General features: G+C 48.8%; 10 protein-coding genes. 9 read left to right on the top strand and 1 reads right to left on the bottom strand.

Annotated elements, in window-relative coordinates; translation table 11 throughout:
* Positions 1 to 5 precede the first annotated feature (5 nt).
* From ACEW9O_RS20295 to ACEW9O_RS20255, 9 genes are all read left to right on the top strand, one after another.
* The gene (locus ACEW9O_RS20295; protein ID WP_373552027.1) at positions 6 to 776 is read left to right on the top strand and encodes a crotonase/enoyl-CoA hydratase family protein; all 771 of its coding nucleotides are present in this window, start codon (positions 6 to 8) and stop codon (positions 774 to 776) included.
* A complete protein-coding gene (locus tag ACEW9O_RS20290) occupies positions 773 to 2,590 on the top strand; it encodes a feruloyl-CoA synthase (RefSeq protein WP_373552026.1) in 1,818 nt (605 codons plus the stop codon). The genes ACEW9O_RS20295 and ACEW9O_RS20290 overlap by 4 nt, the downstream gene beginning before the upstream one ends.
* A gap of 82 nt (positions 2,591 to 2,672) precedes the next feature.
* Positions 2,673 to 3,542, top strand: coding sequence for an amidohydrolase family protein (locus ACEW9O_RS20285; protein ID WP_373552025.1), 870 nt, complete (start codon positions 2,673 to 2,675; stop codon positions 3,540 to 3,542).
* 438 nt (positions 3,543 to 3,980) lie between these two features.
* The gene (locus ACEW9O_RS20280) at positions 3,981 to 5,450 is read left to right on the top strand and encodes an acetyl/propionyl/methylcrotonyl-CoA carboxylase subunit alpha (protein WP_373552024.1); all 1,470 of its coding nucleotides are present in this window, start codon (positions 3,981 to 3,983) and stop codon (positions 5,448 to 5,450) included.
* A 159-nt stretch (positions 5,451 to 5,609) separates the two neighbouring features.
* Positions 5,610 to 7,148: a glutamine-hydrolyzing GMP synthase gene (gene guaA, locus ACEW9O_RS20275; protein ID WP_373552023.1), complete on the top strand. Its 1,539-nt coding sequence runs from the start codon at positions 5,610 to 5,612 to the stop codon at positions 7,146 to 7,148.
* Positions 7,105 to 8,706 carry an ABC transporter substrate-binding protein gene (locus ACEW9O_RS20270; RefSeq protein ID WP_373552022.1) on the top strand — a complete coding sequence of 534 codons (1,602 nt, stop codon included), beginning with the start codon at positions 7,105 to 7,107 and terminating at the stop codon, positions 8,704 to 8,706. The genes guaA and ACEW9O_RS20270 overlap by 44 nt, the downstream gene beginning before the upstream one ends.
* Positions 8,707 to 8,873: 167 nt before the next feature.
* A complete protein-coding gene (locus ACEW9O_RS20265) occupies positions 8,874 to 9,503 on the top strand; it encodes a TrmH family RNA methyltransferase (RefSeq protein ID WP_373552021.1) in 630 nt (209 codons plus the stop codon).
* 59 nt (positions 9,504 to 9,562) lie between these two features.
* Positions 9,563 to 10,180 carry an L-threonylcarbamoyladenylate synthase gene (locus tag ACEW9O_RS20260; protein WP_373552020.1) on the top strand — a complete coding sequence of 206 codons (618 nt, stop codon included), beginning with the start codon at positions 9,563 to 9,565 and terminating at the stop codon, positions 10,178 to 10,180.
* Between the two features lie 104 nt (positions 10,181 to 10,284).
* Positions 10,285 to 12,603, top strand: a complete 2,319-nt coding sequence (locus ACEW9O_RS20255) for a carboxypeptidase regulatory-like domain-containing protein (RefSeq protein WP_373552019.1) — start codon at positions 10,285 to 10,287, stop codon at positions 12,601 to 12,603.
* Between the two features lie 119 nt (positions 12,604 to 12,722).
* Here the strand turns inward: ACEW9O_RS20255 and ACEW9O_RS20250 are convergent, their stop codons facing one another.
* The gene (locus ACEW9O_RS20250) at positions 12,723 to 15,098 is read right to left on the bottom strand and encodes a T9SS type B sorting domain-containing protein (protein WP_373552018.1); all 2,376 of its coding nucleotides are present in this window, start codon (positions 15,096 to 15,098) and stop codon (positions 12,723 to 12,725) included.
* Between the last annotated feature and the right edge of the window lie 77 nt (positions 15,099 to 15,175).

The following is a 15,175-nucleotide window of genomic DNA, read 5'->3' as shown; positions in this document are numbered from 1 at the left end:
TTCGAATGTACAGCGACACTTTAAAAATTGAGCTCCAGGATCAAATCCTGCTGATTGGCCTCAATCGGCCCGAAAAACGCAATGCGCTGAACGACGAAGCCATTTTAGCGCTTGAGCAAGTTTTTGACCAAATGCCTCCCGGCATCAAATGTGCAATCATTTATGGCGAAGGCAAACATTTTAGTTCAGGATTAGACTTGTCCTCCATCAAAGAGCGCAACGCAGCTCAAGGCGTTTACCATTCTCGGATGTGGCACCGAGTGATGGACAAGGTGCAGTTTGGGCCAGTGCCAGTGATTGCCGCGATCCACGGAGCTTGTGTAGGTGGTGGATTGGAATTGGCCAGTGCCTGTCACATCCGGGTAGCCGATGCCTCTACTTTTTATGCCTTACCTGAAGGGCAAAGGGGTATTTTTGTAGGTGGAGGCGCTGCGGTTCGGGTCCCCAAGTTGATTGGAATGGCCCGGATGACCGATATGATGCTGACCGGGCGGGTTTATCCCGCGGAGGAGGGCTATCAAATTGGATTGTCGCAATACCTCGTTGATGAAGGAATGGGCTTAGACAAATCCATGGAATTGGCGCAGAAAATATGCAGCAATGTGGGCATGACGAATTTTGCCCTGGTGCAAGTCTTGCCTCGCATCGTTGAGGCTGGTCACGACAATGGTTTGATGATGGAGGCGCTGATGGCTTCCATCGCCCAGGATGCCCCGGAAGCCAAGCAACGCCTGGTCGATTTTTTGGAAGGCCGGGCTAAAAAAGTGGGCGAATGAACCTGAAAGCAACACCCTTTTTGGAGATTCCATTGGTTGAGGTAGATATCCAACGTGAAGATGCTATAGATGGTTCTATTCGGCTTCGTTCGCGAGTTGAACTGGAACCAGGCCCTTTTCGCCTCACTGAGCGACTGCGGTATTGGGCTGAACAAACGCCTGAACGCACTTTTATTGCCCAAAGGAATCAACAAGGGGAATGGGAGGAACTGAATTATCGCGATACCTACATCCAAGTTTGCCGGCTGGCTTCATTTTTACAAAATACGGCCGTCTCAGTAGAGCAACCACTGGCTATTTTATCCGAAAACAGCATTGAACATGGCTTAATGGCCCTGGCTGCCTTACACATTGGTTTGCCTTATTCGGTGGTTACTGCGGCATATGCTTTGCGCTCTACGGATTATGCCAAATTCCGGCACGTTATCGAGACCTTGACTCCTGGCCTGGTTTTTGTACAAAACGGGCGGGCGTTTGCACAAGCAATTGCGGCGGTTTGCCCCACTGTACAAGTCGTTGCCGTGAATGAGCCAGAGTCGGGGCACCTCCTATTTTCGGAGGTTTTACAAACGCCCATCAACCCCGCAATTGAGGAAGCTTACGCCCAAATCAAACCAGAAACCATCGCCAAAATTCTCTTTACCTCAGGATCCACCTCTGCACCCAAAGGGGTCATCAATACCCACGGCAACATCAGCAGCAATTGGCGGCAGATCACTCAAACTTTTCCTTTTTTCAAAAATGGTGGCCTGACCCTGATCGACTGGCTACCCTGGAACCATACTTTTGGGGGCAATCACAATTTTGGGTTGACCCTATACAACGGAGGTACCTTATACATCGATGCGGGTAATCCTACTCCTGCCGGGCTACAACTCACCCTCCAAAACCTGCGAGAAATAGCGCCCACCGTGTATTTTAACGTACCCAAAGGCTTTGAAGAACTGGTGCATTACTTGCAGGCTGATTCAGAACTTTGTCGTTTCTTTTTCAGTCGTTTACGATTGCTGTTTTACGCCGGAGCAGGAATGGCTCAACATGTGTGGGATGCCCTGGAGCAGTTGGCTTACCAAACCACAGGAAAACGTTTGTTGATCTCTACTGGCTTGGGCATGACCGAAGCTAGTCCTTCTTGTATGTTCAACATCCATTACGGCAGTTTTTCAGGGATGCTGGGCACTCCGGTGCCAGGTTTGGAGATGAAACTAATTCCCAATGCCGGAAAAACCGAAGTGCGTTTCAGTGGCCCAAATCTTACGCCCGGCTATTGGCGCAATCCAGAGGCAACGGCCAAAGCTTTTGATGAAGCAGGGTTTTATTGTACGGGCGACGCTTTGAAGTTTGTGGATGAAAATGATCCGAATGCCGGGTTCATCTTTGATGGACGAATTTCGGAAGATTTCAAACTGGATACGGGTACCTGGGTGAGTGTGGGTGTACTTCGCGCCAAATTCATCACCGAGGCGCAAGGCTTGATTCAGGATGTGGTCATCACCGGGCATGACCGGCCTTTTGTGGGGGCGATTGTTTTTCCAGAACTGAATTTTTGTCGGCGTTTGGCAGGTTTGAAAATGGGGACAAGATTAGAGCACATCGTCAACAATCCGGTGGTGCTAGCGGCATTGGAGGATTTGTTGGAACGTTTTGGAAAACAGAGTACTGGGAGTTCTACCTTGATCAAACGGGCCGTTTTTGCTGATTTCCAATTGTCGATGGATAAGGGAGAAATTACGGATAAGGGTTCGATCAATCAGCGGCAGGTATTGGCAAATCACCCGGATTTGGTTGAGAAGATTTATACAAATTCACATTGAAACTGCCGAGTGCAGTAAGCTCATAATTCTGAGGTGACGCCTTAGGTGTCTTAAGTTTCTTAGGTGGTAAAAAAACAACCATATGTCTATCAATCTTTCCGAGATCATCGCCATCGACGTCCATACCCACGCCGAAGTATCCTGTCGCCAGCCCCACGACGACTACCGCCCGGAGTTTGACGAGGCATTTGCCAAGTATTTCAAATCCAGTCATCGACCGACCATCCAGGAAACGGCAAACTACTACCGCTCCATCAAGATGGCCTTTGTGATGTTCACCATTGATGCTGAATACGAACTTGGGCGTCGCCGCATCCCCAACGAAGAAATCGCCGAAGCTGCCCAGGAAAACGCCGATGTCCTGATTCCTTTTGCCAGCATCGACCCACATAAGGGACGGATGGGTGCGCGTGAGGCCCGGCGTTTGATTGAAGAATTTGGGGTGAAGGGTTTCAAATTTCACCCCACCGTGCAGGGCTTTCACCCCAACGACCGCATGGCTTATCACTTGTACGAAGAAATTGCGGGGGCGGGCTTGCCGATGTTGTTCCACAGCGGGCACTCGGGCTTTGGCACAGGAGTGCGAGCTGGTGGAAAACTGCGCCTGGAATACTCCAATCCCATCCACCTCGACGACGTAGCCATCGACTTCCCGGATGCCCCCATCATCATTGCCCATCCTTCCTGGCCCTGGCAAGATGAAGCCTTGTCGGTGTGTTTGCATAAGCCCAATGTGTACATCGACTTATCAGGCTGGTCACCGAAATACTTTCCCCCACAACTGATCCAATACGCGAATACACAGCTAAAAAACAAGATGTTGTTTGGTACCGATTTTCCACTGATTACGCCAGAGCGGTGGTTGAAAGATTTTGAGGTGGCGGGATTTAAAGAGGAGGTAAAGCCGCTAATTTTGAAGGAAAATGCAATAAGGATGCTAAAGTTGGTATAAGGTTAGACAAATTATGAAAGTATGAAAGCAGGAATACAAGTAGGAATTATCCAGAATTTGTAGCCAGTTGATAATTGATTGAGAAGTATGAGCGAGTTAAGGCTTGAGTTTAAGAAATGACCTTAAAAAGAAAAAGCTGCCCTCAAACGGACAGCTCCCAATAGAACACTGTAAAATACTGTAGCACAAAAATAGGATAAGGATTTTAAAATGTCAATAGGAAAAATGCAAGTTTGTGTATTTTTTACACTTTGAGCGCATTCCTATTACTGAAAATAGAATTAAACCACCTGACAATCAATTTTTTATCAAATTTATCTTATTTAATTTTTTTTAAAAATTCTTAAAAACTTCTCTCATTGCCCGTAATGACAAGTGTCATTTGGCCAGAAAAAAGAATTTACTTAGTTTACACCCGATCAAACGAAGCACCAACACATGAAAAAAATACTCATCGCCAACCGTGGCGAAATCGCGTTACGGGTGATGCGTAGTGCCAAAAAGATGGGCATCAAAACCGTAGCGGTTTATTCTGAAGTCGATCGCAATGCCCCTCATGTCCGCTTTGCCGATGAGGCGGTACTACTGGGTCCAGCCCCCTCCAATCAATCCTACCTCAAAGGAGATAAAATCATTGAGGTCGCCAAAAAACTGGGCGTAGATGGCATCCACCCTGGTTATGGTTTTTTGAGTGAAAATGCCACCTTTGCCCAAGCCGTGACCGATGCTGGAATGACTTTCATCGGGCCCACCCCCCACGCCATTGAGGTAATGGGCAGTAAATTGGCGGCTAAAGAAACCGTAAAAGCGTACAATATCCCCATGGTACCTGGAGTGGATCACTCCATCAGCGACGTGGCGGAGGCCAAAGCCATTGCCCAAACGGTGGGTTACCCCATCCTGATCAAAGCTTCGGCAGGGGGCGGTGGGAAGGGAATGCGGGTGGTAGAAAACGAAGCCGAACTAGCCGAACAAATGACCCGCGCCATCAGCGAAGCCACTTCTGCCTTTGGCGACGGCTCGGTATTTATCGAAAAATACGTCCTCGAACCCCGGCACATCGAAATCCAGGTTTTGGCGGATGCACACGGGAATGTCGTGTACTTGTTTGAACGGGAATGTAGTGTGCAGCGTCGGCACCAAAAGGTGGTAGAAGAAGCACCCTCCGCGGTATTGACTCCAGAAATCCGCAAAGCCATGGGAGAAGCTGCCGTGAATGTGGCGCGCTCCTGCCAATACCTGGGCGCGGGAACCGTGGAGTTTTTGGTCGATGCTGGGCTAAATTTTTACTTCCTCGAAATGAATACTCGTCTCCAGGTAGAACACCCCGTGACCGAATTCATTACTGGGCTGGACCTGGTGGAGCAGCAAATTCGGATCGCCCGGGGCGAAACGCTTGCTTTTACCCAGGATGACTTGTGCATTCATGGTCACGCCATCGAATTGCGGGTTTGTGCTGAAGATCCCCTCAACAACTTCTTGCCTAGTGTAGGCACATTGCATCGTTATCGCCGCCCACAGGGTGAACACATTCGGGTTGACGATGGCATAGAGGAAGGTATGGAAGTGCCCATTTATTACGATCCACTGTTGGCCAAACTGGTGGTGTGGGGCATCAACCGCGATGCCGCTATTCAGCGCATGTTAGAGGCGATTAGTTTGTACCAAATTGAAGGGGTGGCCACTACCCTACCCTTCGGGCGCTTTGTGTGCCAACACGAGGCGTTTATCAGCGGCAAATTTGATACTGGTTTTGTCAAAAAATACTATTCACCGGAAGGCATTATGGCCCAACAAAAAACGGAGGCGGAAGTGGCTGCCAAGTTGGCGCTGGAGGTGTTGTTCCGACACAAGCGGCAATTGATCGTGCCTGATCCGGGTGGAGTGGAATGGTATACGAAAAGGTAAGTGAAAAGTGAAAAGTGAAAAGTGAAAAAAATGCACTTCCTCCGTGCATCCAAACTTTATGCTCAGAAAAATGACTCCAAACAGTTGAAAAACGAATGGTGTACCTGCTTTTCACTTTTCACTTTTCGCTTTTCACTTTTCCTTTCTTACTTTTGCGGCATGGAAAAGATCCTCATTCTCGACTTTGGCTCACAATACACCCAATTGATCGCCCGCCGCATCCGGGAATTGAATGTGTATAGCGAAATTGTGCCTTACAACAAGGTGCCTACTCTCGACGACTCTTACAAAGCGGTTATCCTTTCCGGGAGCCCTTTTTCGGTTAGTGATGAAAATGCACTTAAAATAGACTTAGGGCCTATTGTGGGCAAAAAGCCTGTACTAGGTGTTTGTTATGGCGCGCAATACATCGCCCAATACTACGGCGGGCAAGTACAGCGCTCCGAAAAACGGGAATATGGCAAGGCCAAATTGCACCAGCTGTTTAAATCCGACCCTTTTTTAAAGGATGTCCCTCTCGATTCCCAAGTCTGGATGTCGCATGGGGATACCATTATGGCGATCCCAGAGGAATTTGAGTTGCTGGCCGGTACAGAAAGTGTCGATGTAGCGGCTTTCAAGGCCAAAGAGGGAGTTTTTGATGCTCCGGTTTATTGCATCCAGTTTCACCCGGAAGTAACGCATACGCTGGATGGTGCCACTTTGTTGCGCAACTTTGTCGTCGATATCGCTGGCTGTCATGGTGAATGGACGCCCAAATCTTTTGTGGACCACACGGTAGCTGAGCTCAAGGAAAAAATTGGCACTGATAAAGTGTTGATGGCCCTGTCCGGTGGCGTGGATTCCACCGTTGCAGCCACCTTGCTGGATCACGCCATTGGTAGCAACCTGATCTGTTTTTTTGTAGACAATGGTTTGCTGCGCAAAGGAGAATACGAGCAGGTATTGGAGGATTACAAACACCTGGGATTGAACATCCATGGTGTTGACGCCAAAACCCTGTTTTATGAAGAATTGAAAGGGGTTACCAATCCCGAAGCCAAACGTAAAGTCATCGGTCGATTGTTCATTGAAGTATTTGAAGCCGAAGCGGCCAAACATCCGGGTGTGACCTGGTTGGGGCAAGGCACCATTTACCCCGACGTGATTGAATCGGTATCGGTCCATGGGCCCTCGGTGACCATCAAATCGCACCACAACGTTGGAGGTTTGCCCGCCAAGATGGGGCTCAAAATTGTGGAGCCACTGCGCATGTTGTTCAAAGATGAAGTGCGTCGGGTTGGTAAAGAAGTGAGCATCCCGGAAAACATCCTGAAACGCCATCCTTTCCCGGGGCCAGGTCTGGGCATTCGCATCTTAGGCGAAGTCAGCGCCGAAAAAGTTAAACTCTTACAGGAAGCAGATGCAATTTATATCGATAACCTGCGTAAATTTGGTCTGTACGACCAAGTTTGGCAAGCCGGAACAATATTGTTGCCCGTCCAATCCGTTGGTGTAATGGGCGACGAAAGAACTTACGAGCAAGCCGTTGCCCTACGCGCTGTAAACTCAGTAGACGGAATGACCGCCGAATGGAGTCATTTGCCCTACGAGTTTTTAGCCAAAGTGTCGAGTGAAATCATCAACAATGTTAAAGGCATCAATCGGGTTGTTTATGACATCAGTACCAAACCACCAGCTACCATCGAGTGGGAGTAAGCTTCGATTCTGGGGCCAGCACAGTGCCGTTCGGCGCAGTGCGTTGTTTACGTTGTTGGGACTCAGTACAGCTTTTTCGCTGTTGAGTTGCAGTTTTTTCAAACCAGCTAGTTCCAGCAGCACGGGATCAGCACCTAAAGACGTGCCAAAGGAATACGGGGCCAATCCCAATCAAAATAAGCCCAGCACGGCTGGCAATGTCAGTGTGTACGACCCAGTCAAAGGTTGGGTAACGGTACAAACCAAACCACAGGAACGCATCGATACGATCCGTTGGAAAGATACGGCTGGCCCCACGGGTCCCATTACTTCCGATGCGGTACGATTGCCCAATACCAATACTGATCGGGGAGCAGTGCCCGTCATTCCCGGCGTGCCATCTACCAATCCCGATCCAAGTTCTCCGGTCAATCGGCCTGGGCAATACAAGAATCCCGTGGCCTACAATGTAGCGGTTCTATTGCCCTTTATGAGTGGTCTAGCCAATACCACCATAGGCAATAATTCGGTCAGTGAATGGGCTTTACAGTACTACGGTGGCCTTAAAATGGCGCTCAGCGTGTTGGATCAGGAGGGCATCCGCCTGAATGTAAGTGTACTGGACACCAAAGCGGATACCCTGGAAATGTATCGTTTGTTGCGCCAGACAGAAATTCAAAACGCCCAATTGTTGATCGGCCCCTATCGCCGGGATGACATTCGGATTGTGGCAGAGTACGCCAAACACAACAACAAGCCCATGGTGTCACCCTATAGCGCGGTAGGCACCTTGACCCAGAACAACCCGAATTACATCCAGATGAATCCCAGTTTGGAGTCCCACTGCCGGGCTTTATTGAATCATGCCCTGAGTGAATTCCGGCCCGAGGAAATTGTGATCGTCACGCGCAATGTGGTGGGGGAACAAAACTGCCTGGAGTACCTGCGCAAAGCTTACGAACCCAAACGCGCGATGGGCAATGCGCCAGTCCAAGAATACTTTCTCCCCACCGAGGCTTATAACAATCTCAATCTAAAGCCATACATCCAAAATAAAGCTCAAGCGGCCATCATCGCGCCCTCATGGGCGGATGAAACCTACATTTTTTACCTGTTGCGCGCCGTCAAAGCTGCCAAAGCTGCCGGGCAAAAAGTAGTGGTGTACGGTATGCCCCAATGGGTGGATTTTGAACACATGGAATTTGACTTGTACGAGCAATGTCAAGTGCGGGTCAGCCAGGTGGCTTACGTCGACGAGCAGTCGCCAGAAGTGGTGAATTTTAAAAAAGAGTTCTTCAATCAGTATGCCGCCATCCCCAATTCTGAAGCTTACGCGGGGTATGATCAAATGATCTACTTCGGTCGTTTGTTGGCCAATTTTGGGCCCAAAGTAAGTGACAATCTGGAGCGCAATCAGGGGATTGGGCTACATACGGGTTTCAATTTTAGCCGAATTGTCAACAATGCACCTTTTGGTGCGGAGCAATATGCGCCAACGCAGCGGTATGAAAATCGGTTTGTGCATATTTTGGAATTTGCAGGGTATCAGTTTAAACCTTTGCCGATGGTACCACGATGATCACAAAGGTTATTACCAAAGCGGCATTTTTTTTCACAAAGGACTCAAAGGCAGCACCAAAGGGCACAAAGTTAGACGTTGACGACGCTTTGTGTTTCTTGGTGTTTTTTTTGTGAAAAATAATGTCGCTTTAGTACGATTCTTCTCTCCACTAAATTCCAAAGTGCATGGAGCCATCCCGCGAGCAAAAAATCCGCAACCTTGTCCAAAATCGCCAATTTGACCTCACCGTAATTTTGGAAAACGTAGACGATCCGCACAACATCGGTGCGGTGCTGCGCTCTTGTGATTCGGTAGGAATCCGAGAGATTTTTGTGTTGTACACCAAGCCAGGTTTACAAAACCACAAACTGGAATTGGGCAAACGCAGCTCGGCGGGTTCCCGCAAGTGGATCGACGTATACCTCTACCGCGAGGTGGAGGCATGTATGGAGCATGTGCGCCGCAATTATGCCCAAATCTACGCTACTCACCTGGCGCACAATGCCAAGTCCTTGTATGAACTAGATTTGGCGCAGTCCGTAGCTTTGCTATTTGGAAATGAAGCGGAGGGCATTTCCGAACTCGCCCTGAGCCACGCCGATGGCAATTTTATCATTCCACAAGTGGGGATGGCGCAGAGTTTAAATGTATCAGTAGCTTGCGCGGTGTCATTGTATGAAGCTTATCGGCAAAGGATGGTGGCGGGGAAATATGAAGCAGGGAATCCGGCTTCTCCAGAGCAGCAAAGTTTATTATTAGAAGAATATATTCGGCGGCAAGAAGATGCTGATGAGGCTTGGAAAATGGCTAAATAAGTAAAAGTCCCTAGTGTTTCTTATCTGGAAAAACATTATATTGGGCAAAAAGAACAATTATGCTGTTACGCATCAATTCCGATAACCCCGAAGGTCGCAAGATCAGCCAGGTGGTAGAAAAACTCAACGAGGGTGGCATCATCATCTACCCAACCGACACTGTATATGGTTTGGGTTGTGACATCAATAACCAGGCAGCGGTAGAAAAAATCTGTCGCTTGCGCCGATTGGATCCCAAAGATGCCATGTTGGCCATCATTTGTAAAGACATCAGCCAGGTACAGGAATACACCCAACAGATTGACAATCCTACCTTTAAATTGCTCAAACGCAACCTGCCCGGCGCTTTTACTTTTATTTTGCCGGCTGCGGGGAATGTACCCAAGATGTTTCGTAACCGCAAAAAAACCATCGGCATCCGGGTTCCCGATCACAACATTCCCTTGCAATTGGTGGAAGCTTTGGGGCGTCCAATTTTGACTACCTCGCTTAAATCTGACGACGAGATTCTGGAATATTTCACTGACCCCGAACTCATTTACGAAGATTTTCAAAAACTGGTTGACATCGTCATCGATAGTGGAAATGGGGGAAATACACCTTCGACTGTAGTTGATTGTACCCAGGAAAAGCCGGTGGTGTTGCGTCTTGGAGCAGGGATGTTGGAGTTTTCATAATCACCTCTCAACAGATTCTCTTGTAATTTGCCGACAAAATCGGGCATGGCAAGCATTTGGCAAAGGCAGAAAGTTTAACTTCGCTGCTTTAAATGTAAGCTGTCATGAAGAAATTTCTATTGCCCCTCCTATTCCTGGTCAATACCTGGCTTGTCGCGCAAAATGCAACCCTGCGGGGCAATGTGTACGACGAAGAAACGGGCAATCCTATTGCGTATGCTGTGATCAGTATTGCCAACAATCCAGCTCAGGGTGCCATCACCGACCCCAGTGGGTTTTTTAGCATTGCTAACCTGATCCCGGGCAAATACCAAATCAACATCTCTTATTTGGGTTATGAAAGTGCTGCATTTGACCGCGAGCTCAGCGCAGGCACCATCACCTACCAGCGGTTTTTGCTCAAACCAGTAACCATTCAATTGGAAGGGATAGACATTTCGGGCCGGAGCTCCCAGGCACGTTCTCAAATTCAAATTTCTAAATTGAGTGTGTCTCCCAAAGAAATCCGCAGCCTCCCCTCTACGGGTGGCGAGGCTGATGTGGCGCAATACCTGACTGTTCTGCCAGGTGTAGTCAGTTCCGGTGATCAGGGCGGGCAATTGTACATTCGGGGTGGCTCCCCTGTACAAAACAAGATGCTGCTCGACGGCATGATCATTTACAATCCTTTCCATTCTATCGGTTTGTTCTCCGTTTTTGAAACCGAAATCATCCGCAATATGGATGTATACACTGGGGGCTACAATGCCGAATATGGGGGTAGAATTTCGGCGGTGGTCGACATCAAAACGCGCGAAGGCAACCGCAAACGTTTGAGTGGACTGGTTTCTGCCAGCCCCTTTCAAGCCAAGGCACTTATTGAAGGCCCCATCAAACCCTTAAAAAATGACAATGGCAACAGCATTTCCTTTTTGTTTACCGGAAAACACTCCCTGATCGATCAAACTTCCCGCTCCTTATACAGCTACGCGGTAGACAGCAATTATTATTCTTTTGCCCAAAAAGACACCAGTTTGAGCGTGGCCAAAAGCCTACCCTTCCGTTATACTGACCTATATGGCAAGTTGTCTTTTAATGCCGAAAATGGGAGTAAATTGGATCTGTTTGGTTTCAATTTTAGAGATCAGTTCAACTTTGCTGGTCTCGCCAAACTGGATTGGAATTCTACCGGTGGCGGAGGCAATTTCACCCTGATCCCCAACAATTCCAATGTGGTGCTCAATGGCACTGTTGGGTTTAGCAATTACAACATTTCCTTGTTGGAAAAAGACGGTGCCCCCCGCCAAAGTGGCATCAGCACTTACAATGCCAACCTGAATTTCACCTACTACGGCAACCGCAATCAAATCAATTACGGCTTTGAATTTGTAGGTTTCAACACCGATTTCCGCTTTCGGAATCTGGTAGGCTTGAGTTTTGCTCAGGAAGACTTCACCAGCGAATTGGCTGGCTATGTGAAGTATCGGCAGGAGTTGAAAAATCTGGTACTGGAACCGGGTTTTAGGGTGCATTATTACGCTTCTCAGTCCAAGATGTCGCTGGAGCCACGCCTGGGTTTAAAGTACAATGCCACCGATTTTCTGCGCTTTAAAGCTGCCGGTGGGGTGTACGCTCAAAACCTCGTAAGCACGGTAAACGATCTGGATGTGGTCAATTTCTTTGTAGGTTTTCTGGCCGGGCCTGAAGAAAGTTTGTTCAAACCCAATTCGCGCACCCCCGTTGACCACCGCTTGCAAAAGGCCTGGCACACCGTGGTCGGGATGGAAATTGACCTGGGGCAATACCTGGAGTTCAACGTGGAACCTTACTGGAAACAATTCACCCAACTGATCAACATCAACCGCAATAAGCTCAACGCGCAAGATCCCAACTACATTACGGAAACGGGTGAGGCGTATGGCATCGATTTTACACTACGCTACAGCCGGGGCAACTGGTACCACTGGGGCACTTACTCCTACGCCAAGGTGAACCGCAACGATGGCATTCAGGAATATGCCCCCGTTTTTGACCGTCGGCACAACATCAACTTATTGAGTACGTATCGCTTTGGTGGGCAAAAGCAATGGGAAGCGAGTGCGCGTTGGAACATCGGCTCGGGCTTTCCTTTTACCCAAACCCGTGGTTTTTATCAGGACAATCCTTACAGCAATTTGCTGCAAACCAATATTTTGACAGGTAATTTCCCCCTTGGGGTTTTGCTCTCTGGTGAAATCAACGGCGGGCGTTTATCCTGGTTTCACCGCCTGGATGCTTCGCTGCGGTATACGGCCAAGTTCTCACGTTTTGCTGCACTGGAAATCACCGCCAGTGTAACGAATGTATACAACCGCGAGAATGTGTTTTATGTGGATCGGGTGACCAATCGGCGGGTGAATCAGTTGCCGTTTTTGCCGAGTTTGGCGGCGGCGGTTAGATTCTAAGGTGATTCTATAGTGCCTTCGGTTCCTTAGGTGGTGAAAAGTAGAACACCCTGCGAAGCAGGATAATTTTTCACCACCTAAGGAACCGAAGGCACCTCAGGAATCACCTTAGCATTATCTTAGCGCAACAAGGCAACATCCCCACTGCGCACTTCTTTCCTTCCTCCAGGGAACTCAAAGACCATATTGTACACATAGGTATCTACAGGTGCAGGTTTTCCACCCACGTTGCCATCCCAACCATTGATGTTGTTGCCGCTGTACATCAGTTTTCCCCAACGGCTGTACACCTTCATTTCGGTGAGGCGGATGTTTTTGTTGGAGGTGATCGGGCGGAAACGATCATTGGTACCATCGCCATTCGGGCTGAAGGCATTGGGGATCGTCACCCGTGCAGGTTCTACCGAGATGGTAATTTCGTCACTGACTGTGCAGGAATTGGGACCAGTCACCACCACTCGGAAGGTCATCTCCGTAGGAGTAGCTACCGCTGTAATGGTCGGATTGGTATTGTTTCCAGGATTGGCTCCATTGATGGTCCAGTTATAGGTGACTGCTGTTGGTGGCTGGGTTTGAATAAGGCGGATCCCAACAAGTAAGGGATCACCTTCTTGTGCACCACGGCTGGCTACTGAATCAGGGGTGAAAAAAATGCCATTTTCAGTAGGCATCTGAATGATTTTGACAGTAGCAGTATCGCTCAAACGGCCACAAGTTGCGCCGCCGACTACTCCATAAGTATAAGTAACACTGACCAAAGCAGTTTGGGCCAGGTTGTTGATGTTTAAGGTAGTTCCCGAAGATGCTGTTACGCCACTTATTTGCCAGTTGTAGGTTTCAAACAAAGCCGGAACAGTTCCCGGCGATTGATTCAGGCGAATGCTCAGCGGGGTGCGGTTGCGATCGGTGGCACACACCGTTACACCATTGATGTCGACGGAGTTAACCGTTGGCACGACGTTGATGGTGATGTCGCCCGAATTTTTACAATTGCGATTGCTGGTTGCTTCCAGGCGATAGGTGGTGGTACTGGTCGGATTTACGACAAAGAGTGGATTGGTAGAAATATTGTTTCCCCCCTGGGTCCATTGGTACGTCACACCCTGCTGGTTCGCCCCATTGAGTTGGATGTTGCCCCCGACACAAATGGTGCGCAAGTTGGGAAACAAGATGGCCGGAGCAGGCAATACGGTGACCGTTTTACTGGCATTGCTGGGGCAATCTTTTTCTTCCACCATGATGCTATAGGTAGTGGTTTGATTACCAGGCGAAGCCACAGGGTTTTTACAATCGGTACAAGAAAGACCTGTTGCTGGCGTCCAAGTGATTTTATCAAAATTGCCTTCAAATTGAGCATTTAATCGTACAGTTCCTCCAGGGCACACCTCGGCTGGTTCGGGCGTAATGACAATATTTTTGGGTTTAATGACGGGCACAAAAATCGCTGCACTATCCACACAGCCATTGTTGCGGGTATCCCGAATGAGCACCACACTATCAATGGTATTTAAGACCATGTTCCAAAGGGTATCGGGAGTTTCGAAATCGTAGCCGGGAGTAGAACCATCAGCGCGCAAGCGGGGTCTCCACATGTGCTTGATGTCGGGATATGCCCCCGTTTCATAGATATCTGACTTGAGCGTGATGATTTCACCAAAGCAGTATGCGTCTTTTTTAGGATCGATGGTGATGGTCAAGGTGGGCAGAGAATCCACTTTGACTACAACTGAATCGATGATGGTGCAGGGTGTAGCCACTAGCGTAGCGTAATAAGTGGTGGTAACTTTGGGTTCAACCTGAAGGCTGAGCACATTCGTTCGGGTGATACTTTTGTCTTTAGCTGTCCAGGTAACACCAGTAGCTAATCCGGTGTTTGTGGTAGCTCCCAAGGTCACCCGATTGGAGCCTTTGCACACTTTGACGGTATCGCCATTGGTGATGTCAATTTTTTGCGGAGCGATATTGACGGTGATGGTGGCGTCGGCCTTACACCCGGTGACATTTAGTTCAGCACGATAGGTGGTGGTGTTTTCGGGCAGGGCGATTACATTGGCAGCATTCGGGTTGTTGAGTCCCTCAATGGGATCCCAGGTCACTCCTTGGCCATTGGTATTGGTCACTGCCCGGAGCAGCACAGGGGTGCCCCGACAAACCGAAGTATTGGTCAAGGCTATCAACTGTATTTGGGGGCGTACCACAATGAGCGTGATGGTGTCCCGGCGCAACTGGCCATTGACAAAACCTTCTACAAAAATGCGGGTGTTCGCGGTAGGTTTGGCGATGACGATGTTCCCGTTGCTACGGTTCAGGATATTGGCGGGGCTCCAACTGTAATTGAACCCACCCCTGACTTCCAGCGTAATGCTGCTATCAGGGCAAACGTATGTTGTGTCTACATCGGGCTGGATTTTAATCCGACCAATCTGGGCGTTGAGCTGACCTAATGTAAGGGCAAAAAAGCAAAAGCAAAGAAGTGTAATCAACCAATTCTTCATAAATAATGGTTTGGAGAGAGTCGTTTCATCAGGGCCCAGCTCCGGCCAGCCCCGGCCCTTCGACTTCGCTCAGGGAA

It is taken from the genome of Haliscomenobacter sp., assembly GCF_041740695.1.
Classification (GTDB): Bacteria; Bacteroidota; Bacteroidia; order Chitinophagales; family Saprospiraceae; genus Haliscomenobacter.
This window is presented reverse-complemented; position numbering and strand designations above follow the sequence as displayed.

Bases quoted from the DNA above. Each gene is read 5' to 3' on its own strand.
- ACEW9O_RS20295 (WP_373552027.1), top strand. From the start codon at position 6: ATGTACAGCGACACTTTAAAAATTGAGCTCCAGGATCAAATCCTGCTG.
- ACEW9O_RS20290 (WP_373552026.1), top strand. From the start codon at position 773: ATGAACCTGAAAGCAACACCCTTTTTGGAGATTCCATTGGTTGAGGTA.
- ACEW9O_RS20285 (WP_373552025.1), top strand. From the start codon at position 2,673: ATGTCTATCAATCTTTCCGAGATCATCGCCATCGACGTCCATACCCAC.
- ACEW9O_RS20280 (WP_373552024.1), top strand. From the start codon at position 3,981: ATGAAAAAAATACTCATCGCCAACCGTGGCGAAATCGCGTTACGGGTG.
- guaA (WP_373552023.1), top strand. From the start codon at position 5,610: ATGGAAAAGATCCTCATTCTCGACTTTGGCTCACAATACACCCAATTG.
- ACEW9O_RS20270 (WP_373552022.1), top strand. From the start codon at position 7,105: ATGACATCAGTACCAAACCACCAGCTACCATCGAGTGGGAGTAAGCTT.
- ACEW9O_RS20265 (WP_373552021.1), top strand. From the start codon at position 8,874: ATGGAGCCATCCCGCGAGCAAAAAATCCGCAACCTTGTCCAAAATCGC.
- ACEW9O_RS20260 (WP_373552020.1), top strand. From the start codon at position 9,563: ATGCTGTTACGCATCAATTCCGATAACCCCGAAGGTCGCAAGATCAGC.
- ACEW9O_RS20255 (WP_373552019.1), top strand. From the start codon at position 10,285: ATGAAGAAATTTCTATTGCCCCTCCTATTCCTGGTCAATACCTGGCTT.
- ACEW9O_RS20250 (WP_373552018.1), bottom strand. From the start codon at position 15,098: ATGAAGAATTGGTTGATTACACTTCTTTGCTTTTGCTTTTTTGCCCTT.